The 24,317-nt window shown below is 62.7% G+C and carries 19 protein-coding genes; 14 read left to right on the top strand and 5 right to left on the bottom strand.

Translation table 11 applies throughout. The annotated features are described in order from the left end of the window. The 3 genes from RDN59_RS06345 to RDN59_RS06335 form a co-directional block, all read left to right on the top strand. Positions 1-1,233, top strand: a 1,233-nt coding sequence (locus RDN59_RS06345) for an NAD(P)/FAD-dependent oxidoreductase (RefSeq protein ID WP_308607113.1), incomplete at its 5' end; no start/stop codon positions are given. A gap of 15 nt (positions 1,234-1,248) precedes the next feature. Next, positions 1,249-2,229, top strand: a complete 981-nt coding sequence (locus RDN59_RS06340) for an alpha/beta hydrolase (RefSeq protein ID WP_308607112.1) — start codon at positions 1,249-1,251, stop codon at positions 2,227-2,229. 98 nt (positions 2,230-2,327) lie between these two features. Then, entirely contained in the window at positions 2,328-3,638 is a 1,311-nt protein-coding gene (locus RDN59_RS06335; RefSeq protein WP_308607111.1) for a hypothetical protein, read from the top strand. A 63-nt stretch (positions 3,639-3,701) separates the two neighbouring features. Here RDN59_RS06335 and RDN59_RS06330 read toward each other — a convergent pair whose 3' ends face one another. Then, entirely contained in the window at positions 3,702-5,168 is a 1,467-nt protein-coding gene (locus RDN59_RS06330) for a PucR family transcriptional regulator (protein WP_308607110.1), read from the bottom strand. A gap of 191 nt (positions 5,169-5,359) precedes the next feature. Between RDN59_RS06330 and RDN59_RS06325 the strand changes: the two genes are divergently transcribed. From RDN59_RS06325 to RDN59_RS06305, 5 genes are all read left to right on the top strand, one after another. Beyond that, positions 5,360-7,417, top strand: a complete 2,058-nt coding sequence (locus tag RDN59_RS06325) for a hydantoinase/oxoprolinase family protein (RefSeq protein ID WP_308607109.1) — start codon at positions 5,360-5,362, stop codon at positions 7,415-7,417. A gap of 38 nt (positions 7,418-7,455) precedes the next feature. Then, positions 7,456-9,459: a hydantoinase B/oxoprolinase family protein gene (locus RDN59_RS06320; RefSeq protein WP_308607108.1), complete on the top strand. Its 2,004-nt coding sequence runs from the start codon at positions 7,456-7,458 to the stop codon at positions 9,457-9,459. A gap of 33 nt (positions 9,460-9,492) precedes the next feature. Continuing rightward, positions 9,493-11,211: a GAF domain-containing protein gene (locus RDN59_RS06315; protein ID WP_308607107.1), complete on the top strand. Its 1,719-nt coding sequence runs from the start codon at positions 9,493-9,495 to the stop codon at positions 11,209-11,211. A gap of 118 nt (positions 11,212-11,329) precedes the next feature. Further along, positions 11,330-12,448, top strand: a complete 1,119-nt coding sequence (locus RDN59_RS06310) for an alcohol dehydrogenase catalytic domain-containing protein (RefSeq protein WP_308607106.1) — start codon at positions 11,330-11,332, stop codon at positions 12,446-12,448. A 102-nt stretch (positions 12,449-12,550) separates the two neighbouring features. Then, positions 12,551-14,065: a hypothetical protein gene (locus tag RDN59_RS06305; RefSeq protein ID WP_308607105.1), complete on the top strand. Its 1,515-nt coding sequence runs from the start codon at positions 12,551-12,553 to the stop codon at positions 14,063-14,065. On the opposite strand, the gene RDN59_RS06300 is transcribed toward RDN59_RS06305, so the two are convergent. Beyond that, positions 14,062-15,243, bottom strand: coding sequence for an acyl-CoA dehydrogenase family protein (locus RDN59_RS06300; protein ID WP_308607104.1), 1,182 nt, complete (start codon positions 15,241-15,243; stop codon positions 14,062-14,064). The genes RDN59_RS06305 and RDN59_RS06300 overlap by 4 nt on opposite strands. An 87-nt stretch (positions 15,244-15,330) precedes the next feature. On the opposite strand from RDN59_RS06300, the gene RDN59_RS06295 reads away from it, so the two are divergent. From RDN59_RS06295 to RDN59_RS06280, 4 genes are all read left to right on the top strand, one after another. After that, complete coding sequence (locus tag RDN59_RS06295) at positions 15,331-15,741, top strand: thioesterase family protein (RefSeq protein WP_308607103.1); 411 nt, start codon at positions 15,331-15,333, stop codon at positions 15,739-15,741. 77 nt (positions 15,742-15,818) lie between these two features. Continuing rightward, positions 15,819-16,790, top strand: a complete 972-nt coding sequence (locus RDN59_RS06290) for a nitronate monooxygenase (protein WP_308607102.1) — start codon at positions 15,819-15,821, stop codon at positions 16,788-16,790. A gap of 3 nt (positions 16,791-16,793) precedes the next feature. Continuing rightward, entirely contained in the window at positions 16,794-17,594 is an 801-nt protein-coding gene (locus RDN59_RS06285; RefSeq protein ID WP_308607101.1) for an enoyl-CoA hydratase-related protein, read from the top strand. A gap of 243 nt (positions 17,595-17,837) precedes the next feature. After that, positions 17,838-18,224 carry an MmcQ/YjbR family DNA-binding protein gene (locus tag RDN59_RS06280; RefSeq protein ID WP_308607100.1) on the top strand — a complete coding sequence of 129 codons (387 nt, stop codon included), beginning with the start codon at positions 17,838-17,840 and terminating at the stop codon, positions 18,222-18,224. 341 nt (positions 18,225-18,565) lie between these two features. On the opposite strand, the gene RDN59_RS06275 is transcribed toward RDN59_RS06280, so the two are convergent. Further along, positions 18,566-19,258 (bottom strand): hypothetical protein, encoded by a 693-nt coding sequence (locus RDN59_RS06275; protein WP_308607099.1) that lies wholly within the window; start codon positions 19,256-19,258, stop codon positions 18,566-18,568. A gap of 325 nt (positions 19,259-19,583) precedes the next feature. Here RDN59_RS06275 and RDN59_RS06270 point away from each other — a divergent pair, with 325 nt between their 5' ends. After that, on the top strand, positions 19,584-20,030 hold the full coding sequence (locus RDN59_RS06270) for a MarR family transcriptional regulator (protein ID WP_308607098.1): 447 nt from the start codon (positions 19,584-19,586) through the stop codon (positions 20,028-20,030). 35 nt (positions 20,031-20,065) lie between these two features. Here RDN59_RS06270 and RDN59_RS06265 read toward each other — a convergent pair whose 3' ends face one another. After that, a complete protein-coding gene (locus RDN59_RS06265) occupies positions 20,066-21,301 on the bottom strand; it encodes a M20 family metallo-hydrolase (protein WP_308607097.1) in 1,236 nt (411 codons plus the stop codon). Positions 21,302-21,312: 11 nt separating this feature from the next. Further along, positions 21,313-22,905, bottom strand: coding sequence for an amidohydrolase (locus RDN59_RS06260; RefSeq protein ID WP_308607096.1), 1,593 nt, complete (start codon positions 22,903-22,905; stop codon positions 21,313-21,315). 141 nt (positions 22,906-23,046) lie between these two features. Here RDN59_RS06260 and RDN59_RS06255 point away from each other — a divergent pair, with 141 nt between their 5' ends. Then, complete coding sequence (locus RDN59_RS06255) at positions 23,047-24,216, top strand: helix-turn-helix domain-containing protein (RefSeq protein WP_308607095.1); 1,170 nt, start codon at positions 23,047-23,049, stop codon at positions 24,214-24,216. Positions 24,217-24,317 lie beyond the last annotated feature (101 nt).

The following is a 24,317-nucleotide window of genomic DNA, read 5'->3' as shown; positions in this document are numbered from 1 at the left end:
ATGTTCGCCGGTCAGGACGAGCTGCAGGGCTACCTCAAGGCGCTTGCTGAGGAATTCAACCTCTACGAGCACATCAAGTTCAACCACCGCATCACCAACGCCGAGTGGAAGGAAGACCTCAAGGCATGGGAGATCGAGGCCAACGGTGAGACCTACTACGGCCGCGTCTTCGTTGGTGCGTGGGGCCAGCTCTCCAAGCCGAAGGTTCCGAACTTCCCGAACCGCGAGGCCTTCCAGGGCGTGCAGTTCCACTCCGCCGAGTGGAACCACGACGTCGACCTGGCAGGCAAGAAGGTTGCCGTCATCGGCAACGCGGCCTCCGCAGTCCAGCTGGTTCCGGAGGTAGCAAAGGTGGCGGAGAAGCTCTCCGTGTTCCAGCGCTCCGCTAACTACATCCTGCCGCGTAACCAGGTCATCTTCACCGAGGAAGAGACCAAGGAGTTCCAGGAAAACCCGGATTCCTACCGCGCCATCCGCCAGGAAATCCACGAGGTCCGCGAGGAAGGCTTCGACCGCACCCGCAAGGGCACCGACTCCGCCGCCGAGGGTGTCGAGCAGGCCATGGAGCACCTGCGCTCCCAGGTCAACGACCCGGAGCTCGTTGAAAAGCTCACCCCGACCTTCGCCTTCGGCTGCAAGCGCATCCTGCGCTCCGACGACTTCTACCCCACCTTCAACCGTGACAACGTGGAGCTTGTCACCGCTGGCATCGAGAAGTTCACCGAGACCGGCATCCGCACCGAGGACGGCGTCGAGCACGACTTCGACGTGGTCATCTACGCCACCGGCTTCCACTCCCAGGAATTCCAGGGTGACCTGCCGATTGCTGGCCGCGACGGCATCGACCTGCGCGAGCGCTGGGGCAACTCCCCGGAGGCTTACCTGGGCATGACCGTGGACGGCTTCCCGAACTTCTTCATGCTCTACGGCCCGAACACCAACCTCAACCACCACTCCGTGGTGGCCATGCTCGAGGCGCAGGACCGCTACATCTCCCAGGCAGTTGCTTACCTGCGCGAGAACCCAGAAGCAGCCCTCGACGTGAAGAAGGACGTCATCGACGAGTTCAACACCAAGATCCAGAAGGAACTCGAGGAGTCTGCGTTCTCCGCTGACTGCTCCTCCTGGTACAAGAACGAGGAAGGACGCGTCATCAACAACTGGTCCGGCAACGTTGCTGAGTACTACGAGCTCACTGACAAGCTGGAGATCAACGACTACGAGCTGGTCTAGAAGGCAGTGATCACGATGCACACTCTGCACGACGAATACTCCGGGCGCCCCGTCGCTGAGGATGCGTGGAAGGCGCTGAAACCTTTCCGCGATGGTGGGGCGAAGTCCTTCCATAACTTCCCCATCCCGCAGGTGCGTGAGAACTACGTAGCCTCGGCCCACGCCAACCCGCTCCACGAAGAGAAGGAACCAGCGACCGCCGATTTCCAGGTCGACCAGTTCCAGGTTCGCCTTTATGACCCCCGCCCGGAGGCAGAACGCGGCCAGAAGACCCCAGCGGTGCTCTACATGCACGGCGGTGGATGGCTCATGGGCAACTTGGAGACCCACCACTCCTCGGTACGCCGTATCGCGGTGCTGACCGGCCTCCCGGTTGTCGCGGTGGATTATCGCCTCGCCCCGGAGCACACCTACCCGGCGGCTATCGACGATTGCCGCGCCGCCTACCGCTGGCTATCCAACCCCGCGGCAGAGCACGGACTGACCGTGACCTCCATCGCGGTCGCCGGTGATTCGGCCGGCGGCCAGCTGGCTGCCACGTTGGCGAATGAGTTCGCGGTGCTTGACGACGTCGCCAAGCTCAGCGCCCAGATCCTGCTCTACCCGATCACGGATTGCTCCCGCGAGCGCACCGAGAACGGTGCCTCCTACAAGCGCCTGGAGGAGGGCTTCCCTCTCGCCTCCGACACCATGCGCTGGTTCATCGACACCTTCGTCACGGAGGAATCCCAGCGCACCGCCACGGATCTCTCTCCGCTGCTGTTGGAAGAGCTACCGGAGGGTCTGCCCCCGTCGCTCGTCATCACGGTGGATAACGATCCGCTGGCGGACGAGGGCATCGAATATGCCGGGAAGCTGGCAAAAGCGGGCGTCGACGTCACGCACAAGCACCTTCTGGGCTACCACCACGGGCTGTTTACCTCCGCGGCGATCATTGACCGCGGCGAGGAGGAGCTTGCTGGAATCGCCGAGTTCATCAAGGCGGTGACAAGCTAGCAGCTACCACTGACCAACGGGGCAGGCTCCCATTCTTCACGGCAGCCTGCCCCGTTCGCATAAGCAGAAGTTTCTATCCTCTAACAGTTAGGTTCACCATGCTCAAACGCTCATTCGGCATCGCGATGGCCTTCATCGGCGTGCTCGCGGGTGCCTCCTTCGCGTCCGGCCGCGAGGCCCTCCAATACTTCGTTGCCTTCGGCAACATGGGCATCGTCGGTGCCATCGTTACTGCACTGGCCATGACGATCTCCGGTATCACTATTCTCCAACTAGGTTCTTATCACCGCGCCAAGGAGCACACCTCCGTCTTCAATGCGGTATCCACGCCCATCGTGTCGAAGGTCCTCGACTTCGCCACGCTGACCTGCCTCTTCTGCATCGGCTTCGCCATGTTTGCCGGTGCCGGCGCCAACCTTAACCAGCAGTGGGGCTGGCCGGTATGGATCGGCGCGGTCCTCATGCTCGTGCTCACCCTGCTAACCGGCCTGCTCGATGTGGACAAGGTGACCATCGCCATTGGTGTCATCACCCCGTTCATCATCATTCTGCTGACCATCGGCACCGTCTACACCGTGCTCACGGCCAACCCCGATTGGTCGCACCTCAACGAGCAAGCACAGCAGCTGCCGACGACGCTGCCAAACTGGTGGGTCTCCGCCATCAATAACTTGGGGCTGAACGTCATCGTGGTGGTCTCCATGATGATCGTCATCGGCGGCAACTTCCTCGATGCCAAGGAGGTGGGCTACGGCGGCATTCTCGGAGGCGTATGCTTCCTCTTCCTGCTGGCGGTCCTGGTCGGCGGCCTCTACGTCTCCGTGGGCCCGATCACCGAGGCTGAAATGCCAACGCTGGCCATGATTGAGCAGATCCACCCATGGCTTGGTATCGCCATGTCCGTTGCCATCTACGGCATGATTTATAACACCGCGATTGGTATGTTCTATGCCTTTGCCAAGCGCCTGACCCGCGGCAAGCCGCAGCACTTCTACAAGGTCTATGTCATCTCCGTGCTCATCGGCTTTGTCCTCTCCTTCATCGGCTTCTCCAACCTCATCGGCTGGGTCTACCCGATTCTGGGATACATGGGCATCGCCATCATGTTCATCATCGGCTTTGCCTGGCTGAAGAACCGCAAGGACCTGCAGTCCGAAGCGGACCTGCGCCGCCGCGCACGCGAGCTCCTCAAGAAGCGCTTTGAGAATGACAACCACCTCTCCGATGAGGAGATGCGTGAACTCGTGGCCATTGCTCGCAACTCCTCCATCCCCGAGTCTGACTTCATCGAGGAGATCATGACCGAAGTCGATTCCGACGACCTACCCGAGGATATGCAGATCGGTGATGGCAAGCTCCACGCGCTCATTACCGGCAAGCCCATCCCACGCAGAAAGAAGAAGGTGTAGTTCTCTCCACTCCCCCTCTCACTCTCTACTCTCCCACCTTCTCCGTGCCCCGCATCCAGCCGCCTAACGCTGCATGCGGGGGCGCAGTGCTTTCCACAGCGCCCACAGGACCAGGTCTGCATCGGAGAAGCGGATACGTTCCGCTAGTGACTCCAGTCGGTGCCGGACCGTATTGGCATGTACACCCACGACCTTTGCCGCGCGGGCGACGGAAAAACGTTCAGTCTCGTACGCGTGGAAGATCTCTTCCCCATCTTTGATCGAGCCGATCGCGCGGTCGAGCGCCCCCACGGCATCTTCTAAACCGCGCTGGCCCAGGTACGCCGCCGCCTTCTCGATGGCGCTGCACTGAGAAAACTCCATGCTCTGCAGGTGCAGGGAATGCTTCCGTTCCACCACCACGGCAGCGACGAGAGCCTGCAGCCACGCCTGTGGGCCTTCCTCGACGGTATCGAAGCCGTCGGAGAGCCCCACCGAGCCGAAGAGCACGTCTGCAATTTTTGCCTCGGCTCCCGACTGGGTCGTCAACACACAGGTGCGGCCAGCCACATACCCCAGCACCAATGGCACGCCCGCATCTTGGGCCACGGCAAAGGCCTTGTCGCGCACATCGCTGCGGTAGGAATCCTTGACGGAGTCCGAGACTATGAGCCGCATTTTCGCATGCTCCGAAAACCCTCTCCGCCTTAAAGTGGTGGTCACCTCCTCCTTATTCGAGCTGTCGTCACACAACGCCATCAACAAGGCACTTGATTCCGCAACGTGGTTGCGTTGGATGTTTCGCTGCGCCAGCAAAGAGGCGGTGAGCAGCTCCTCCAGCGCTGCAAAGGCGGGATCATCAAAGTCCGCATCCCGGCTTGTCTGCCGCCCCCGGATCAACCAATAGCCGTGATCAAAGGACGGGCTTTCGCCGGCAAGGTTGAGCCACCGGGCAAAAACCTTCCAGCGCCCCACGTGCAAAGTCGTCGTGCTGTGGTTGGTAACCGCCGACAGGGAGCGGGCAATGCTGCGTGCGGGCAGCTCACCAGCCGCGGCGATAACCCGGCCATCGACGGCCAAGAGAAGTACGGAATCCCCACTAAACCTGGCAAAGCGGGAGAGGATTTCGGATTCGGGGGCAGGGTTGACCAACCCGGGGCTTAGCTGACCAATGGTGCTGAGCTTGCGCCACGAGGTGATGTTGGGCTGCCTACGCAACAGCTCATCTACCGCGCGCCGAACGTCTTGACGCGTGAGCCCTTCAGTTCCATAGAGGAGGGACACGGTGCCATCCACGGAGTCCAGGATTTCCTGCTCAGCGAATTCAGATTCCAGGAATACCACGCCGGCGGCATTGGCTAGGCGGCGCTGAATGGCGCGGGGCGTTCCCTCCGCCCGGGGCAAGACCAACCAGCCTGTCGCGTCACCATCACCTTCAGCGCACAACCCCACAAAGCTTTCACTTTCGTGCGCCTTGTTGATGCGGCGCAACCGCGGTTCCATCACGACGAGATCCGCGATGTGCAACTCCGGGTTTTCTTGTGACGCCACTTAACCCTCCGAAAAATAGTGTCCTATCTTACTTTTAATCAGGTAATTCTAGTAGCCTACAGCCTGGCTTTTTGGAGTTTCCTCTATTCATTTTCCTCTCGATTCACCGTTTCTCCATTGCTTGCCTCCATGGAGCATATGAAGATTCCTTCCAACCGAATTCACGAGCCTTTGAAAGAGAGGTCCACACCATGACGGAGACCAAGCCATTTCGCGTATCCGTCGACGTTGGCGGAACGTTCACCGACGTCGCGATTGTTAACACCGACACCCACGAGCTGTCAGTAGCGAAGGTCCCCTCCACCCCTGATGACCCCATGAAGGCAGTGATGAACGGCCTCAAGCAGGCCGACGTCCAGCTCAACCAGGTCGATGTTTTCTCCCACGGCACCACGGTGGCCACCAACGCGCTGATCCAGCGCCGCTTCCCGCCGGCAGCGCTCATCACCACGAAGGGCTTCCGCGATGTCCTGGAGATTCGTGATGGTACGAAGGACGAGCTGTGGGATGCCTACCACGACGTTCCGGAACCCTATATCCGCCGCCGCGACCGCTACGAGGTCGAGGAGCGCATCGACTTCGATGGCGCAGAGGTCACTCCGCTCGATGAGCAGGAAGCCCGCCGCATCGCCGGCATCCTGCGCCGCAAGAAGATTGAGACCGTGGCGATCTGCTTCATCAACTCCCATGCCAACGCCTCCCACGAGGAACGCATGGCGGAGATCCTGCGCGAGGAGCTTCCCGACGCCGCCATTTCCACCTCCTCCGAAATCCTCCCGGAGATCTTCGAGCACGACCGCTTTTCCACGACCGTCGCCAATGCGGTCCTAGCCCCGCTCGTCTCCGGCTACGTCAACCGCCTATCCCGTCAGCTGGAGGAAGGCGGCTACGACGGTGACCTGCTACTCCTCCACTCCGGCGGCGGTTCCATGACCCCGGAAATGGTTTCCCGCTACCCGGTCCGCCTGGCCGCCTCTGGAATTGCCGCCGGCGCCATCGCGGTGCAGGACATCGCTACGCGCTGCGGCTACTCCAACGCCATCGGCCTGGAGATGGGTGGTACCTCCACCGACATCGCCTTGGTCTACGAAGGCGATATCCGCATTACCAAGCAGTGGCAGGTCGAGTACGGCTTTCCCATCTGCTTCCCGTCCATTGAGGTGGGCACCATCGGTGCCGGTGGCGGTTCGGAGGCCTGGATCGATGAGGCAGGCTCCCTGCGCAATGGTCCGCAGTCGGCCGGTGCGGATCCGGGACCGGTCTGCTACGAGCGCGGAGGCACCGAGGCCACCAATACCGATGCCAATGTCACCCTCGGCCGCCTCGGCACCGAGCTCATCGGCGGCGCGCTGAAGCTGAACCCGGATGCCGCGCGCGAGGCCGTCAACAAGACCGTTGCCGATCCTCTGGGTCTCGATACCGAGACCGCCGCGGAAAACATCGTGCAGGTGGCCAACGCCAATATGGCCGACGCCGTTCGCCTGCTGTCCATCCGCCGCGGCTATGACCCGCGCGATTTCGTCCTCGTCGTCGGCGGCGGCGCCGGCGCACTGCACGGTGCCGAGGTGGCCCGCGATCTCTCCATCCCCACCGTCGTGGTCCCGCCGCACCCGGGCGTGACCTCCGCACAGGGCTGCCTGCTCGTGGACATCCGCCACGACATCACCAAGATGTACCAAGCTGCCGTCGACGAAGTCGACACCGCGGAACTGCGCAAGGAATTCCAGGCCCTCATCTCCGAGGCCCGCGAGCGCCTCCACAAGGAGCACGTGCCGGAGGAACGCATGAAGTTCAAGCTGACCGCCTCCATGCGCTACCGCGGCCAGTGGCGCTCGCTGACCGTGGAGATTCCGGAATCCGATAACCCGTTGGATGATGCCGTCGCCATGTTCCACGATGAGCACGAGCGCGAATACTCCTTCGCCGACCGCGACGGTGCCGTGGAGTTCTACCAGATTGGCCTCATCGCCATCGGAGAGCTCGAGAACCCGCCCTTTAAGCACTATGAGGTCGAAGAGCACGAGGCAGAACTCCCGGAAACCACCCGCCCGGTGTACTTCTCCGCGCACGGCGGCTGGGCCGATGTCCCGATTTACCACCGCCCGGATCTGAAGGCCGGTGCGAAGCTCAACGGCCCCGCCATCATCGACCAGTTCGATGCCACCACCGTCATTCCGCCAGGAGACCGTGCAGAAATTGATGAGTGGTCCAACATCCGCATTCACATCGGCAAGGCCACCAACGCCTAAGACTCACGCCTTAAGACTCTCCTTTGAAAGGAATCGACATGACTGCTTCACAGACACAGGCTCAGTCCTCATCAAACCGCCGCACGCTCGACCCAGTGACCTTCGAGGTTCTCAAGAACGCCTTCGCTACCTCGGTCAACCTCATGTCCGAGCAGATTCTGCGCACCTGCTACTCCTTCGTCATTTACTCGCGCGACTTCTCCTCCGCGCTCTGCGACGCCGAGGGCAACACCGTCATGCAGGGTGACCAGGACATCGCCGTTCACGTCGGCACGCTGCACTTCCAGTGCCAGGCCGTCCTCAAGGAATTCGGGGATGACATCCACGAAGGCGACGTGTTCGCCATCAATGACCCCTACCAGGGCGGCACGCACATGAATGACGTGTCCTTCCTGCGCCCCATCTTCTACGAGGGCACGCTTTTGGCCTTCGCACAGAACAAGGGCCACTGGGCCGATGCCGGCGGCTCCGTCCCGGGCTCCTTCGATGTGTCCGCCACCAATTACTACACCGAGGGCCTGCGCATCACCCCGGTGCGCGTGTGGTCCAAGGGCGTGTTCCTCAGGGACGTCGCCAAGCTCCTGGCGGGCAATACCCGTAGCCCCGAGATCGTCATGGGTGACCTCAAAGCCCAGGCCGAGGCCACCGCGGTCTGCGAGCGCGAAATCCACCGCCTCGTGGACAAGTACTCGGTCGACATCGTGCGCACCGCGCTCCGGGAAGTCCAGGACTACGTAGAAGACATCGTCACCGCTCGCGTCGCCGAGCTTGACGACGGCGAGTGGTCCACCACCGACTACATCGACCTCGACCCGGCTAAGGAAGAGGGCTTGGTTCCCATCAAGGTCACGATGCGCATCAAGGGCGGGCGCCTGTCCTACTCGCTGGATGGATCCGCACCGGCGGTCGCCAGCTTCCTCAACGCGGGCTATGGTTCCGCGTTCTCCGGAATCGTCGCCGGTACCAAGACCTTCTTCCCCGACGTGCCGCTAAACTCCGGTCTCTACCGCGCCATGGACATCGACCTCGGTCCGGAAGGCACCGTGGTCAACGCCGGAATGCCGCACGCTGTCACCGGCTTCTGTTCGGGCCCCTTCGAGAAGATCATGAACGCCGTCTTCGAGTTGTGGTCCCAGCTCATGCAGGAGCGCGCCATGGCCTGTGCCTTCAACCTGGAATACCTGCTCATCGGCGGTTGGGATACGCGTGATGCGAAGAAACCGCAGGACAAGGGCGAGTTCTTCATGTGGTACGACTGGATGGCCGGCGGCTGGGGCGGCCGCGTCGACCGCGATGGTTCCTCCGCCACCGCACCGGTCTTTGGTCCGGGCCTGGCGGTCCAGCCGGTGGAAGGCCAGGAGCGCCTCTCCCCGGTGATCACCAGCCACCACGCGCTGGTCACCGACTCGGCCGGCCCCGGCAAGTTCCGCGGCGGCGTCGGCGTATCCAAGGGCGGCGTGCTCACGGACGCGAACCAGACTGTGATGAGTTACTGCTGTGACCGTTCCCGTTCGGTCACCTGGGGTATCGAGGGTGGTCTGCCGTCTATCCCGCAGGGTGTGTGGCTCAACCGCGGCACCCCGGATGAGAAGTACCTCGGCGCGCTCTTCTCGAATGTGCCGGTGGGCCCGGGCGATACCTTTGAGCGCCCCTCTGCCGGTGGCGGCGGATTCGGCGATGCCCTGGAGCGCGACCCGAAGGCTGTGTTGGAGGACGTCATCGACGGTTACGTTTCCGTGGGCCGTGCCGCCAAGGACTACGGCGTTGTCATCCACGCCATCGACCCCGAGATCGATGAGTACGAGCTCGATGAGGATGCAACGAAGACGCTGCGTGAGGAGCTGCGCTCCACCCGCCTGGATAAGTTGGCGGAGTCCCCGGAGTCCGTGGCGGAGCGCTACAACGCGGGAGAGCTCGACCAGCTCGACCTGGTCCGCCACTACGGCGTCATCTTGGACTGGGCCACCGGTGAGCTCCTGCCCACCACCACCCAGCAATACCGCGAGCAGATGACCAAGCGTTCCTCTTCCCACTGGAAGTAGGTGGCGCCCCGACCAGCCCCCTAAACTAGGGGCATGTCTCTCCTCGGCACCGTACTCTCCCACCTTGCCAGCGGCACCCGTGTCCCCGACGAGCTGCGCGAGCAACTGGCGGCCGAGGAGCTTGGCGCGCTTCGGGCCGTTGAGGAGACCATGCGCGCCAACCACACGTGGCGGGTGATGTCGACGAAACTGCTCGACGTCTCCCAGATGCTCAACTCGGGCCGCGAATCCACCGATATCCTCCAGACGATTGTGCGCCACGCGCGCTCCACCATCGGCACGGAGGTGGGCTACCTCAGCCTCAACGATGAGGACACTGGCTTTACCAAGGTGCTGGCCACCAGCGGCGTGGTCACCGAGGAATTTCGCACCATCAACATGCCGATGGGCTCCGGAGTCCTCGGCATCGTGGCCGCCACCAACCGCCCGGCGTGGACCTATGACCATTCCGCCGACCCCAACGTCACGCACGTGGACTACGTGGACCGCGCGGTAGAGGCCGAAGGAATCCGCGGCATCCTCGGCGCCCCGATTCGTATTTCCGGGCGCACCATCGGCGCGCTCCTCGTGGGCGACCGCCACCCCCGCCACTACACGCACGAGGAGATTGCAGCGCTAGAGGTACTCGGCTCTATCACCTCTGTGGCATTAGAGAACGCGCAAGTCATCGAGAGCCAAGGCGAGTCCGTTGCCGAGCTAACCCGCTCCCAAATAGCGCTAAGCCGCCACGTAGATGAGTTGCAATGGCTCAATGACGTCAACACGCAGCTGCTCCACGTGCTCATGACCAATGCCAGCTTCGAGGAGCTCGAACGCGTGTTGTCTAAAAGCCTCGATGCGCCGGTCACGCTGTGGACTGCCGAGGATGCCCCGGATACTCCCCCAGCAAGCACGTTCCCCGTGGAGTTTAACGGGCGGGAATTGGGCACGATTGGTGTGGACAAGCAGCTCAGCGATGCCGAACTGCGCGTCATCAGCCACGCCTCCGCGGCATTTACGTCGATCGCCCTTTTTGCTGAGGCGCTTGTCGACGCCACCGCGCGCAAAGTCGATGACCTGGTCTATGCCGTGGCCCTCGGCAATGCTGGGCGCGAAGAGATTGCCCGCCTGCGCCACCTCACAGGCATCAGCCTGAACTCTTCGGTACAGCTATACTTCGTGGGCCTGCACTCAGCAAAGAGCCTGCCCACTCGTCCGCAGCTGGAACACCTCTTGCCGGGTAATGCCGCCATTACGCATCACGACCAGCACGTGTGCGTGCTTTACCAGCCGGATCGGGGCATCGATGCGGCGCTGGCCCCGTTGCTATCTGAATTCCCCGATTTAACCGCCTCCGCCATCGGCTTCGATGGCCTGAGCGCAGCGCGCAGTGCGCATGATTCCGCTATGGCTTACCTGGATTCAGCACTCGCTTTGGGCTTGCGCGGCCAGTTGGTCACCGAGGACTCCCTGGGCACTATCGGCCTCATCTTGGGCGCGGACCCACAAGCACTGAACGCGCTGTCCACGCGCACGATCGGCCCGTTGGTGTGCTACGACGAGGAGCACACCACGGAGCTGACCGCTACTGCGCACCACTACTTGCTCTCCGGCCACAGTATTCCGCAGACGGCTCGCGCCATGTTTATCCACCCCAACACGGTACGCCAGCGCCTCGACCGCATTGCTGAGCTCATGGGTGATGAGTGGGCCGTCGGCCAGCGCGGGCTCGATGTCTTCGTAGCGCTGCGCGCCCACACGCTCGGCAAGTAGAGAATTCCCTATCATTATCAACTCCTGATGTAGTTTCCTCCATACCGTTCCTGCCCTCTTTGACATCCTGTGGCGTACATTACGTTGCATTAACCCCACCCGATGTCTGGAGGTAGATATGTCTGACACGATTACCATTCGCGGCGCAGTCCTGGAACGCTCCGGCGATGAGCGTCCCTACGCCGACTCTCAGCCCATCACCGTGAGCGAGCTCGAGCTCACCGCCCCCGGCGAGGGCGAGATCCTGGTCAAGATCACCGCCGCTGGTCTCTGCCACTCCGACCTCTCCGTGGTCAACAACAACCGCCCCCGCCCGCTGCCGATGCTGCTGGGCCACGAGTCCGCCGGCATCGTCGAGGAGATTGGCCCGGGTGTTACCAACGTCAAGGTCGGCGACCACGTGGTCATGACCTTCCTGCCGCGCTGCGGCGAGTGCGCCGGCTGCAAGACCGATGGCAAGATGCCCTGTGAGGTCGGCTCCAAGACCAACAACGAGGGCTCTCTCATCCGCGGTACCCGCCACCTCACCCGCAACGGTGAGACGGTTCAGCACCACCTCGGTGTGTCCGGCTTCGCCACCCACGCCGTGGTCTCCGAGCTCTCTGTCGTTCCGGTGGGCTCCGATGTCCCGGCGGATATCGCCGCCATCCTCGGCTGCGCCATCCTTACTGGCGGCGGCGCCATCCTCAACGAAATCGATCCGAAGCCGGAGGACAGCATCGCTGTCGTCGGCCTCGGTGGCGTGGGCATGGCCGCCATCATCACCGCCGCTGCACTCGGCGTGAAGGAGATCGTGGGCATCGACATGCAGAAGGACAAGTGCGAGAAGGCCCTCGAAATCGGCGCCACTTCCGCCATGACCCCGCAGGAAGCCGAGGAGTCTGGCAAGAAGTTCACCGCCGTCGTGGAGGCTGCCGGCCACCCGAAGGCACTGGAGACCGCTTACAAGGTCACCGCACCGGGCGGCCTGACCGTCACCGTTGGCCTGCCGGCACCGGGCTCTACCATCACCATCGACCCGCTCGTAATGACCGGTGAGGCACGCCGCCTACACGGCTGCTACCTGGGGTCCTCCGTTCCATCGAAGGACATCCCAAAGTACGAGCAGCTGTGGCGTGAGGGCAAGCTCAACGCCGAGGCCCTCATCTCCGATCACATCAAGCTCGAGGACATCAACACCGCAATGGACCGCCTGTCCGACGGTGTGGCGCTGCGCCAGATCATCGAGTTCGACTAAATAGGGTCCGACTAAACCTCGACGACCCTTTCACCTTTCCTCACCAAGCCCCGCGTAATTAGCGCGTGGGGCTTGGTCCCTTTTCTTTGAAAGGAGGCCGTCATGGCCGAAACCACCGAAGCCACCGAACCTGAAGACCAGGGCATCGGTCAAGCTTCGCCCCACTGGAAGATGGGGCCCTTCGATGTCCGCCTCCCCTTCGTGCACTACCGCATGGAGTGGCCGGACTTCGCCCAAGGCCTGTTCATGTGCGTGGTCGACCTGGGCGCTATCCCCCTGATGACTGAGGCCCTCGGCATGCCCTACGAGACGGCACTGGCCGTCGTCATTCTCAACGGCCTTCTCTACCTCACCCACCATCTCTTGGGTGACCCGGTAGTCCCGGGCTGGATTACCCCGGCCATTCCACTGCTGACGGTCTACATCCAGACCTTCCCGGAGGGTGAGCAACGCATCTGGGCGCTCATCAGCTTCCAGCTCATGCTGGGCATATTCTCATTAACACTAGGCATAACGGGATGGGCCTCGAAGGTCGTCCGCCTCATCCCCTCTGGCTTGCGCTCCGGCATCGTCCTAGGCGCTGGTATCGCCGCCATCATCTCGGTGTTCCAAGAAGACGGGCGTTTCCACTCCTTCCCCATCACCATCACCATCGCGGTGGCCGTGGCCTTCTTCCTCATGTATTCCCGCCGTTTCCAAGCAATGCGCCAGAAGGCCGCCGGCTGGCGCTTCTTAGCCTCACTGGGCATCCTTCCCGCCATCTTCATCGCGGTCTTTGTCGCGCCGCTGGCGGGCGAGGCCCCGTGGCCGGATGTGGAGTGGGGGTTCTCCAAGCCGGACTTCATCACTCTGTGGTCTGAGTACACCGTCTTCGGCGTTGGTTTGCCGCCGGCACACATGTTCCTTACCGCCATCCCCACGGTGCTGGCTGCCTACATCGTCGTCTTCGGTGACGTCCTGCAGGCCAACGCAGTGCTCAAGGAAGCCGACCACGTCCGCACGGACGAGGCCGTGGTCTACAGCCCGTCGCGCGCACACCTGCTTTTTGGTGGCCGCAACATGCTGATGTCCATCATCGGACCGGACGTCGCCATGTGTGGCCCACTGTGGGCGGCAATGCACGTGGTCATTGTTGAGCGCTACAAGCAGGGCAAGCGCGCCATGCGCACCATCTTCGGCGGCGCGGGCTCCTTCCGTTGGGGCACCAACGTGGGCCTTCTGCTGCTACCGATTACCTCTTTCGTCGAGCCCATCCTGCCGGTGGGCTTGGCTCTGACCCTCATCATCCAGGGCTTCGTGTCCGTGCGCGTGGGCATCATGGAGTCCAAGAACCAAAAGGATCTTGGCATCGCAGGTGTCACCGCCGGCGTTCTCGCTACCCAGGGAGCCGCCTGGGGCTTCGCTGCCGGCATCATCATGGTGCTCGTCGTCTACGGCAAGGACATGTTCAAGGACGAGCGCGACGGCACCATCCGCAACTTCGATGAAATCGATCCCAAGGAGGGCTTCGCCGATGCTCAGGCCGACTTCACCGAGCTGGCCGAGCTCAACGATCTGGATGCTGACGGGCACCCGATCGACCCGAATGCCCCGAAACCGAAGGACACTAGGAGCTAGCTAAACGCCTGCTCCCCCGTCAGCACGCGGCCCAGAATCAGCGTGTGGATCTCATCCGTGCCCTCATAGGTGCGCACTGATTCCAGGTTGGCGGCGTGCCGCAGCGGCGAGTAATCCGCGGTGACGCCGTTGCCGCCTAGGATGGTTCGAGCCTGGCGGCAAATGTCGATGGCGGTGCGGCAGTTGGCCAGCTTGCCCACCGAAATCTGATAAGGCTCCAACGTTCCTGCGTCCTTGGCGCGGCCCAGGTTCAGCGCCAGCAACTGCCCCTTATTCAGCTCCACCGCCATGTCCACCAGCTTTTGCTGTGTGAGCTGGAAGGACGCCAGTGAGCGGTCGAATTGTTTGCGCTCCTTGGCGTACTTCAGTGCCACCTCCAAGGAATCGCGCGCAGCGCCCAAAGCGCCGAAGCTGATACCGAAGCGCGCCTCGTTCAAACACATAAACGACCCCTTGAGTCCCGGATGCTTGGGCAGGAGGGCGTCGCCAGGCACGGCCACACCATCCAGCGAAATATCGCATTGGATAGAAGCGCGCATGGACAGCTTGCGGGTAATCGGGGTGGCGCTAAACCCCGGCGTGGACGTCGGCACAATGAACCCGCGCACGCCCGCCTCCACCCCGGCGGCGGAGGCATCCTCCTCGGACACCTTGGCCCAGATGATGGCCACCCCGGCCACGCTCGCCAGACCAATCCAACGCTTCGCGCCATCGATAACCCACTCGCCCGCGCGGTAGCGCGCTACCGTTGCCATGCTGGCCGGGTCCGAGCCCGCGGTCGGCTCCGTCAACCCGAAGCAGCCAATGACCTCACCGGCGGCCATCTTGGGAAGCCACTCCTGCTTCTGTTCCTCCGAACCATGCTTATAAATCGCCGACATCGCCAGCGAGCCCTGCACCGAGACCACCGTGCGGATACCGGAATCCCCTGCTTCCAGCTCCTGCATGGCTAGACCATATTCCACCGCTGAACGTCCAGCGCAGCCATAGCCTTCCAGATGCATCCCGAACAGTCCGGCCTCCGCGAGCACCGGGAAGATGGACTCCGGCAGCACCGCGTCCTCATACCACTGCCCCACGTGCGGGCGGATGTGCTCATCCACCAGTGCGGCCACGCGGTCACGGGTAGCTTTTTCTTCTTCGCTCAGCAGAGCATCGATTCTCAGAAGATCTGTCATCGCATTCTCCTCACGATTCGAGTGACGAACCACAATTCGTATGTATAGTAATATGCATCACTCTACCCGCTCGCCCCAGGAGGAACAATGCGCGCGCCCGCCAACGCCATCCCGATAACCCTTGCCTTGCGGTGGTCCGACCAGGACGCGAACGCCCACGTCAACAACGCCACGATGGTCACGCTTTTAGAAGAAGCGCGCGTCCGTGCAGCCGCCACTCTCACCGGCTCCGTCGCCACCGATTCCTATGCTCACGTGGTGCGATCCCTCGAAGTCCAGTATGACGCCGAGCTCACCTACACCGATTCCATCGAGGCGCGGGTGTGGATTTCTCGCATCGGAACCACCTCCTACCAGGTTTCCCACGAACTGATTCAGGACGACACCTCGTGCGTGTTCGCTACGGCGACGCTAGTGCTTATCGACGTCTCCGCACGCCGCCCCATCCCCCTCCCCGACGACCTCATCGAGCGCCTGCGCGCTCATTTCTCCGAATAGCCATTCACTACTTTTAGCCCAGAGCTTCCATCCGCTTCTCCCCAATTGCTAATCACCCACAAAGGAGCACCACCCTCATGATTTCCACCCGCGTTACCGGGATGCTCGGCATCGAGCATCCCATCATCCAAGGCGGCATGCAGTGGGTCGGCCGTGCCGAACTTGCTGCGGCGGTATCCAACGCCGGTGGTCTCGGCGTGCTCACCGCGCTGACCCAGCCCACCCCGGAAGACTTGCGCCACGAGATCCGCCGCACCCGCGAGCTGACCGATAAGCCCTTCGGCGTCAACCTCACCATGCTGCCGGCAATTACCCCGCCGCCCTACGCGGAGTACCGCGACGTCATCATCGAAGAAGGCGTCACGATCGCCGAAACCGCCGGCAACAATCCCAAGGACCACATGCCGGCCTTCAAGGACGCGGGCATAAACGTCATTCACAAGTGCACCTCCGTGCGCCACGCGCTCAGCGCCCAGAAGGTCGGCGTGGACATCGTCAGCATCGATGGCTTCGAATGCGCTGGCCACCCCGGCGAGGATGACATCCCGGGACTCGTCTTGATTCCCGCCGCCGCGGATCAGCTCGACATCCCCATCATCGCCTCCGGCGGCTTCGCGGATGGCCGCGGGCTCGCTGCCGCCCTGGCGCTAGGTGCCGAGGGCATCAATATGGGCACCCGCTTCGTCGCCTCCATGGAGGCGCCGGTGCACGAGAACGTCAAGCAGGCCATCGTTGAGCGCAGCGAGCTGGATACCCAGCTCATCCTTCGCGAGCTACGCAATTCCACTCGCGTGGCCAAGAACGCTGTAAGCGATGAGGTGGCCGAGCGCCTGGCCCAGGGCGCGGAGTTTGGCGATATCCGCCATCTCGTCGCCGGCAAGCGCGGCCGCGCGGTCTACGAAACCGGTGACCTGGATGCAGGTGTGTGGACCTGTGGCACCTCACAGGGCCTCATCCACGACGTTGCCTCGTGTGCTGACATCGTCTCCCGCATCACTACCGACGCCGAGCGCATCATCTCCTCCCTCACCGAGCTTGTTAAGGACTAACCCATGACCGAAGCTATCCTGACCCGCCGCGAAGGCTCCGCCCTCGTCGCGCGCATCAATAACTCCGCGCGCCGCAACGCCATTGCTAAGGAACACTGCCTAGCCCTCTCCGCCGCGCTTGCCGACGCCTCCTCTAACCCCGCCATCCGCGCCCTCATTATCACCGGCGATGAGGCCGCCTTCTGTGCCGGAGCGGATCTCGTCGCCGCCGCACAGACTGCAGCTGCTGCACAAGCTGCGGGCGAGACTCCCAACCCGGCCGAGTCAACCATGCTTCCCCAGCTCAACGCATTGGTGGCTGAGATTCAGGCCGCCGAGATTCCCGTCATCGCTGCGGTCGAAGGTGCGGCCGCTGGCGCGGGTGCCTCGCTGGCTTTCGCCTGCGATCTCATCGTGGCCGGTGAGGAGTCCTACTTCACGCTGCCCTTCGGCAAGATTGGCCTTATCCCTGATGGCGGTGTGAGCCTCACCGCGCTCGCCTCCGTGGGGCGCCACCGCGCGCTCGCCTTGGCACTGCTACAAGACAAGCTCGGCGTCGCCGAGGCCGAAGCGGCGGGCCTGGTAACCGCACGCGCGCCCCAGGGCCACGCCCTGTCCACTGCACTGCAGGTAGCAGAGCGCCTGCACATCGCACCGCGCGATGCCCTGGCCAAAGCCAAGGAAGCCATCAACCGCACGGCGCTGGAGCCGCTCGATGGGCAGCTGGCCTGGGAGGAGCCGACGCAGTACGCGCAGATGGCCTCAGCCGGGCACAACGAGGGTGTTATGGCCTTTCTGGAGAAGCGCCCCGCGCGCTTTGATTAGCTAAAACAACGAGCGAGATCGACTAGCAGAAAACTGCCAGGCGGAGTTCATGGCGATGCCAGCACTGGCCGCCATACTCTGTGTTGTGCGTTTGAGAGAGCGCATGCGAGAGAGAGAACCCCTCTTCCTCCGGAGGGCGGCCAGTGGCCGATAATCGGAGGAACTTGATAGAGACGCTGCTGGGCCCCTCCCCGAGGAATCGCGGGAGGGGCCCAGCGGTGTTTTCACCTAACCCCGGTTCACATGAAATCCTCTCCACTGGATCTCCACGCCTGTGCTAGCGCCCGCGCCGCCGAACTCCCCGGCGCCACGTTGACGCACCCTTTCGGCCCTGACTGGGACGTGTTCAAGGTACGCGGCAAGGTCTTCCTCCTTCTCACCGCGGCAACTGGCCGCCCGCAGGCCATCCTCAAAGCCGAGCCCCTGGACGCCGAAGCGCTGCGCAGCGAGCACGCCTTCATCACCCCCGGCTACCACATGAACAAGCGGCACTGGGTGTCCGTACCCCCAGATCCCCGCCTCACCCCGCAGCTTCTTACAGAGCTCGTGACGGACTCCTACCGCCTTGTGGTGGAAAAGCTCCCCCGCTCACAACGCCCCATTAATCCATCCGATTTTGGCTCTCTATAACCCCGATTGTTAGCCCCGGGGGCAACTCCCCGCACAGACTCCATTGCGTCTTGGTGGCGATAACCAGCGGAATTCAACCAGCACAGCAGACTCACAGCTCACCTCTGCCTTTTAGGTGAGTCTAAGCTTCACATTGTCCACTGATAAGTTGCATACTAGATGTCGTGCGTTGGAGAGAACGCACACAGAGAGAGATAGAGAGACTTCAGCGCCCTGTGGCCCCCAGTGTGAGTGGCCCGGGCGCTGAAGTTCTTATTACAGGAAACCGTCCTCGGCCTAACCCAAGACAAAAGCCCCTGCCTCAACGAGGCAGGGGCGAAAGAACCTAGAAGCTACTTAGCTTAGAAAGGCAGCTTGATGTTGAGGTTCAGGGCCTTCGCGATAGCCGGGAAGGCAGCAGCAACGGCAGCGAGAACGCCGGCAACGATGCCGAAGATAGCCAGCGGAGTCGGCTTGCCATCCTTGGAGGACAGTACACCCTCAGCGGAGCTCTTCTTGTCGCTTGGTTCCGTGGTCGGGGTCGGCTTTGCAGACTCGGAATCAGACGGGGTGGCGGAGGTAGAGGACTCCTTGGAACCGTCAGCAGGCTTGGAGGACGAGGTCTCGCTCGAGCTGGTGGGAGATTCCTTCGGCTCGGAGGTCTTGGAGGTTTCGCTTCCCGCCGGCTCAGTGGTCTTAGTAGTGGTGGTCGTTTCCGACTCGGAAGCCTCGGCGCTCGTCGTCTCAGAGGTGGAGGTCTCGGACTCAGACTCCTCCTCCTTTGCGGCATCACGCTTGTCACGGAGATCCTTTACCTGCAAAGCAGTGAGCTGCTTGCTGCCATCTACAGACTCGTAGTACACCTCTGCTTCGCCATCGCTACCAGTCTTCGTCTTCTTGATGTAGGTCACACCATCAACGTCAAAAGTTTCCGGCAGCGGAATACCTTCCATGTTGTCTGCTGCGTCCGGAATCTGGGCGATTGCAACGGTGGTGCCGCCGAGGAGGAGGGTACCGGACAGGGCTACTGCAGCAAGAGAACGGGAAATCTTCATGGATTCTCCTTAGGAGTATTACAAAAGTAGGGAGCCAAAGATTGACTGCGCATTAATAATAGTCATATTCGCATCTCGTGCCACCTTTTTTACACTCATACCCCCGCGGACGGGCAAAGGCCACAGCCGCCTCTTGCAGTCCAAACCCGATATAAGTCCTTTTCATCTGCCATTTATCGCCGCTGTCGATGGGCGGATCAAACACTTTCGCCTAGCGGCATAAATTTCCCTGACAGTACCCCCGCCTAACACCAATAAGATGGCTAAAACTGTGTTCTTGGAACTCGGTTGCAGATTCCCTCCCCGAACTTTTACGCTTGATTACGTGACAGATATTGATCTAATCGCTGAGACCATCGCGGAGTACCGCCGCTTCGAACGCGCCCGGGCTAGGTTCGACACAGAAGCGCGCCGCGAGTACGGAATCACCGGTTCCCATCTTTCGCTTCTGCGGCTCATCGATAAGAAGGGCCCCATCCCAATCCTGCAGCTGCGCAAGGAACTGGGCTGGCAGCCAGCCACCATCGGGCAGGCCGTCAAGCGCTTGGTGCGTGATGATCTCATTGTGCTCAACGACGATCCGGAGGACTTGCGCCGCCGTTTGTGCGACATCACCGAAGAAGGCCGTCGCTTCTTGCTCCACGTCCCACTTACCGGCCCGGTACGCCTACGCACCTACGAGGTCAGCGAGGAAGAGCTCACCGCGATGAAGCGCGGATTCGAGGTCGCGCTGCAGGCCTTTGGCTACGAACCGTGGAGCGATAACGACTAGCGCGGGGGCCGCGCTAGGGACATAACACTAGGGACCTAGCCTTCCCCGCACCCGGATTCCACGAGGCGTTGCGCCACGTGCGTCAGCACATCCAGTCCAGCCACGCAGTCCTCCTCCGTGGTTAACTCCTTTTCGTTGTGTGAGATGCCGTCGACGGACGGGATGAAGAGCATAACCGTCGGCACCACTTCCTTAAGGTTGGTCGAGTCATGGCCGGCCACCGTGTAGATCTCTTGGTGCGAATAACCCAGCTCCTCCACGACCTCCCGGGCCAGCGCCACGCCGGCCGCCGGGTAAGGGTTGAGAGCCCACTCGTGCGTTGGGGATAGCTCGACCGAGGTGCGTGATTCCTCTTCCGCTTCGGCGATAATCTCTTGCAGGCGTGCTTGTGCCTTGTCCAGCACCTCCGTGGAGGGTGAACGCACATCCACGTTGAAACGCACCTCGCGGGCGATGGTCACCGGCGAGTTCGGCTCCAGTGTTAGCTGCGAGACCGAGGCCTGCAGCTGGCCTTCTTCGAATTCGTGGGTGAGGCGCTCTACTGAAGCAATAATGAGGGAGGCGCCGAAGAGCGCATCCTTCCTATCGGCCATGAGAGTGGAACCGGTATGGCCCTGCTCACCGGAGACCACCGCCTGGAATTTCTTCGCGCCCCACGTGGCGGTAACCAGGCCAATCGTGTTGCCGGCGGCCTCGAGCTCCTTGCCTTGCTCGACGTGGATCTCCGCATAGGCCGCCAGCTTGGGCGCTTCACCGCGCGGAGTCCAACCGGCTTCCTCCTGGGCCTGCGCCACGGTGACGCCGGCAAGGTCGGTGGCGGAGTGGGCGTCGTCAAGCGCCAGTGTTCCCACGAATACGGAGCTGCCCATCATGGAGGGCGCAAAGCGCGAGCCCTCCTCGTTGAACCAGTTGATCACCGCCAGGTTATAACGCGCCGTGACCCCCGACTGCGCCACCCGTCCGGCTGCATGGGCTGCTGCCAGCACGCCGTAAGCGCCGTCGAAACGGCCGGCCAAGGGCTGCGAATCCAGGTGCGAGCCCAGGCCCACGTACTCGGCGCCGGGGGCGAGCTCAAAGAGGCCGTACTGGTTGCCAATCTCGTCGTAGATGACGCGCGCCCCGAGGGACTCTAGAACCTCGTGGAACCAGGCGCGGTTGAGGTTATCGCCAGTACTCGCCGCTTGGCGTTCCACACCACCGCCCGGCGTGGCGCCGTTGGCGGACATGGCCTGGAAATCGGCCAGAAATTGTTCGTTGGTGGTTGCTCGCATTCTTTTACTCCTTAAAAGCTTCCGTAGCGCAGCTCGCCGCCCACAATGGTGGCGGCCACGTCGATGGTGGATAGATCATCAGCCTGCAGCGGGTCCTGGGAAAGCAGCACGAAATCCGCCAGCTGCCCCGGTATTACCTGCCCCTTGCGCCCGGCCCAGCCCGTCGCCGCGGCCGAACCGGCGGTATAGGCGTAGAGAGCCTCGGCGGGGGTCAGACGATCCTCCGGCCCATAGTCCCGGCCCGAGGCGGTGCGCCGCTCCACGAAGGCCTGCATGACCTCCAGGGGCACGCCGGGTGCTACGGGTTGATCGGAACTGCCGGGGAGGATGAGGGAGGCGTCGAGAAGCCGCTTGCCCGGGTAGCTCCACGCGGTGCGCTCCGGGCCGAGGGCATCCGCCATCGCGTCGCCGAAAGCCTGGATGAACAGCGGCTGCGGCACCACCACGATGGGCTGGCCGCGCAGGCGCTCAATCTGGTCCGGGCGCACCACACCGCCGTGTTCGATGCGGTGCGGCATGGCGGGCACGCCATGCTTGTCGACGGCCTCCTCCAGCGTCTCTATCGCAAAATCCACCGCCGCATCGCCGATGGCGTGGATGGCCAGTGACCAGCCCGAATTCGCCGCCTGCAACGCACGCGCACGCATCTGCTCCGGGTCACCCTGAAAGTAGCCGTGGTGGGAGCAGCAGGCATAGTTTTCACTCAGCGCGGCAGTGGTTCCCAGAAGGGAGCCATCGCTGAAGATCTTCACTGGTCCGATCTGCAGCCACTCGTCACCAAACCCGGTGCGCAGGCCACCGTCCAGGCCCCAGCCGGGTCCATCCGAGGCGTGTCCGGAAATTTCATGGAGACCGTCCATGGTCACCATCACCTGCATGCGGGTGTGCAGGGTGGCGTTCTGATAGGCCGCAATCTCGCGCGGGCTGTGCCCAATCCAGCCGCCGGCCACTCCAGCGTCCGTGACAGAGGTCAGTCCACGTTCGAGGTAGCGGCGCGTGGCCAGCTCCAGGGCGCGGGCAATCTCCTCGCCGGATTCCGGCAGTGTCACCTCTTGGATAGCGCGCATAGCGTTTTCATCGAGCAGCCCGGTGCAGCACCCGTCGGCATCGCGGACGAACTCCCCGCCTTCCACCTCCGGCGGGTTGGCGGGATCGACTCCCGCCGCGCGCAAGGCCGCGGTATTGACCGTGTAGGCGTGGCCCGAGTTGTGCTTGATCAACAGCGGAGCCCCGCCGGTCGCGCGGTCAAGCTGCTCTATCTCCACCGGCGCATCCAGCGCGGAGGGACGGAATCCGGAAGCCACCACCCAGCCATCGGGGTTCGGCTCAGCGTCGCGCACGGCGGCGTAGACCTCATCAGGTTTTGTGACCTGCGAGAGGTCGACCTCCAGCAGCGTCTGGCCGAACCACACGGTGTGGGAATGCACATCATTGAAGCCAGGGGTGAGTGTGCGCCCGCCGGCATCCCACGTCTCATCAGCGGGCAGGTCACGGGCGGCCTGACCCACCGCCAGGATGCGCCCGTTGGCAAAAGCCACCGAGTCCGCGACCGGCCGCGCGGGGTCCTGGGTTAGGATGTGGGCGTTGTCGATGCGCGTGATCATGCGTCCTCCTGTGTTCTCCTATTTCTCCGACGAACTGCACGTGGTGCGTGCTGTGCCTGTCCCCACAGGTTAAGCATAGAAGTGATACACCTCTCCGCATTGAGGGCAATTCACCAGTGACCACCGTGTAGCGTTGTGCACATGCACGAACAACGCTGGCACGATATCGTTGCGGAGGTCCAGGGCACCATCCCCCGGCTGGTGGAGGATTTCCTCGCCGCCTTTAGCCGCTCAGGGCGCTATGGCGACTCGCTGGTAAGCGAGGACGAGCTACGCCTTACAGCCTTTGAGGTCCTCGCGCGCATCTCCGATGTGCTGGTCGGCGCGATGAATGAGGAGGAGCTGCGCGCCCACGCACAGAGCCTGGGCCGGCGACGCGCACACCAGGGAGTGGAGCTAGCCACGCTCATTGATGCCATCCAGCTCGACTTCACCGTCCTCTGGGAGCACTTACGCCGGGCCGCTGGCGCGGACCAAGAAGTGCTCATCGACCACGTAGCGCAGGTGCATTCGGTTGTGACGATGTACAACCTCGTGGTGCGCGATGCTTACCGTTTGGAGGAGGCGCGCGGGCAGCGGAATGTGCATCGCGCCCACGCCCGCCACTTGGAGAGGCTCTTTGCAGCCGAATCACTGGGCACGCTCGGCATTGCGGAAATCACCCGCGCGCTCAACGTGGACACGGACTGCCACTTCGACGTTGTGGTGGCCCACCCCACCGCGGCGGTGGAGTTGCGCGCGCTTCTCGACGAACCCATCTCCTCCGGCGGGGCCTTCGGCCACGGTGTGCGCGGGATGTTTGTGGCCTTTTGGCCCAGTGCAGATCTCACCGAACACATCACCACGGAATTGGCAGACATTTCCGGGGTGCTCTTTCGCGACGTCACCGGACTAGCCGGAGCGCGCGCGGCTGCACATCAGGCACCACGCATCTTCGACGCCACCGGGCCGCTGAGCCAACTCACCGAAGCATCCGATGCGCTCTGGGCCGTCGCCGGGGATGCCCTCGCGGACTTCACCGCCAGCGGGATGGCGGAGCTGACGGAGACCATCGCCGAGCTGCGCCTTAGCAACGAGTCGCTGTACCTCACCATCACCACGTACCTGGACTGCGGCTCCATCAAGGATTCCGCCGAAGCGCTGCACTGCCACCGCAATACCGTGCTCAACCGACTGCGCCACCTGACGGAGCTCACCGGTCTTGACATCACACGGCCAAAAGACGCCGCGCGAGCTTTGCTAGCACTCCATCGCGCAGGAGGAATAGTTTCGCAGAACAATAAGTTGGAACACGGCTCCTCGGCCCACTAGGCTCAGGTGCCGTGTCTCATGATCTCTCCTCCTCCACCCTGAACGCGCGCGCCCGGCGCATTATCGCCTGGGTCGCCGCGCTGAACCTCCTCGGATTTTTT

It is taken from the genome of uncultured Corynebacterium sp., from assembly GCF_902489365.1.
Taxonomy (GTDB): Bacteria; Actinomycetota; Actinomycetes; order Mycobacteriales; family Mycobacteriaceae; genus Corynebacterium.
This window is presented reverse-complemented; position numbering and strand designations above follow the sequence as displayed.

Bases quoted from the DNA above. Each gene is read 5' to 3' on its own strand.
- RDN59_RS06325 (WP_308607109.1), top strand. From the start codon at position 5,360: ATGACGGAGACCAAGCCATTTCGCGTATCCGTCGACGTTGGCGGAACG.
- RDN59_RS06275 (WP_308607099.1), bottom strand. From the start codon at position 19,258: ATGAAGATTTCCCGTTCTCTTGCTGCAGTAGCCCTGTCCGGTACCCTC.
- RDN59_RS06285 (WP_308607101.1), top strand. From the start codon at position 16,794: ATGACCGAAGCTATCCTGACCCGCCGCGAAGGCTCCGCCCTCGTCGCG.
- RDN59_RS06310 (WP_308607106.1), top strand. From the start codon at position 11,330: ATGTCTGACACGATTACCATTCGCGGCGCAGTCCTGGAACGCTCCGGC.
- RDN59_RS06300 (WP_308607104.1), bottom strand. From the start codon at position 15,243: ATGACAGATCTTCTGAGAATCGATGCTCTGCTGAGCGAAGAAGAAAAA.
- RDN59_RS06265 (WP_308607097.1), bottom strand. From the start codon at position 21,301: ATGCGAGCAACCACCAACGAACAATTTCTGGCCGATTTCCAGGCCATG.
- RDN59_RS06320 (WP_308607108.1), top strand. From the start codon at position 7,456: ATGACTGCTTCACAGACACAGGCTCAGTCCTCATCAAACCGCCGCACG.
- RDN59_RS06255 (WP_308607095.1), top strand. From the start codon at position 23,047: ATGCACGAACAACGCTGGCACGATATCGTTGCGGAGGTCCAGGGCACC.
- RDN59_RS06260 (WP_308607096.1), bottom strand. From the start codon at position 22,905: ATGATCACGCGCATCGACAACGCCCACATCCTAACCCAGGACCCCGCG.
- RDN59_RS06315 (WP_308607107.1), top strand. From the start codon at position 9,493: ATGTCTCTCCTCGGCACCGTACTCTCCCACCTTGCCAGCGGCACCCGT.
- RDN59_RS06340 (WP_308607112.1), top strand. From the start codon at position 1,249: ATGCACACTCTGCACGACGAATACTCCGGGCGCCCCGTCGCTGAGGAT.
- RDN59_RS06290 (WP_308607102.1), top strand. From the start codon at position 15,819: ATGATTTCCACCCGCGTTACCGGGATGCTCGGCATCGAGCATCCCATC.
- RDN59_RS06335 (WP_308607111.1), top strand. From the start codon at position 2,328: ATGCTCAAACGCTCATTCGGCATCGCGATGGCCTTCATCGGCGTGCTC.
- RDN59_RS06305 (WP_308607105.1), top strand. From the start codon at position 12,551: ATGGCCGAAACCACCGAAGCCACCGAACCTGAAGACCAGGGCATCGGT.
- RDN59_RS06295 (WP_308607103.1), top strand. From the start codon at position 15,331: ATGCGCGCGCCCGCCAACGCCATCCCGATAACCCTTGCCTTGCGGTGG.
- RDN59_RS06280 (WP_308607100.1), top strand. From the start codon at position 17,838: ATGAAATCCTCTCCACTGGATCTCCACGCCTGTGCTAGCGCCCGCGCC.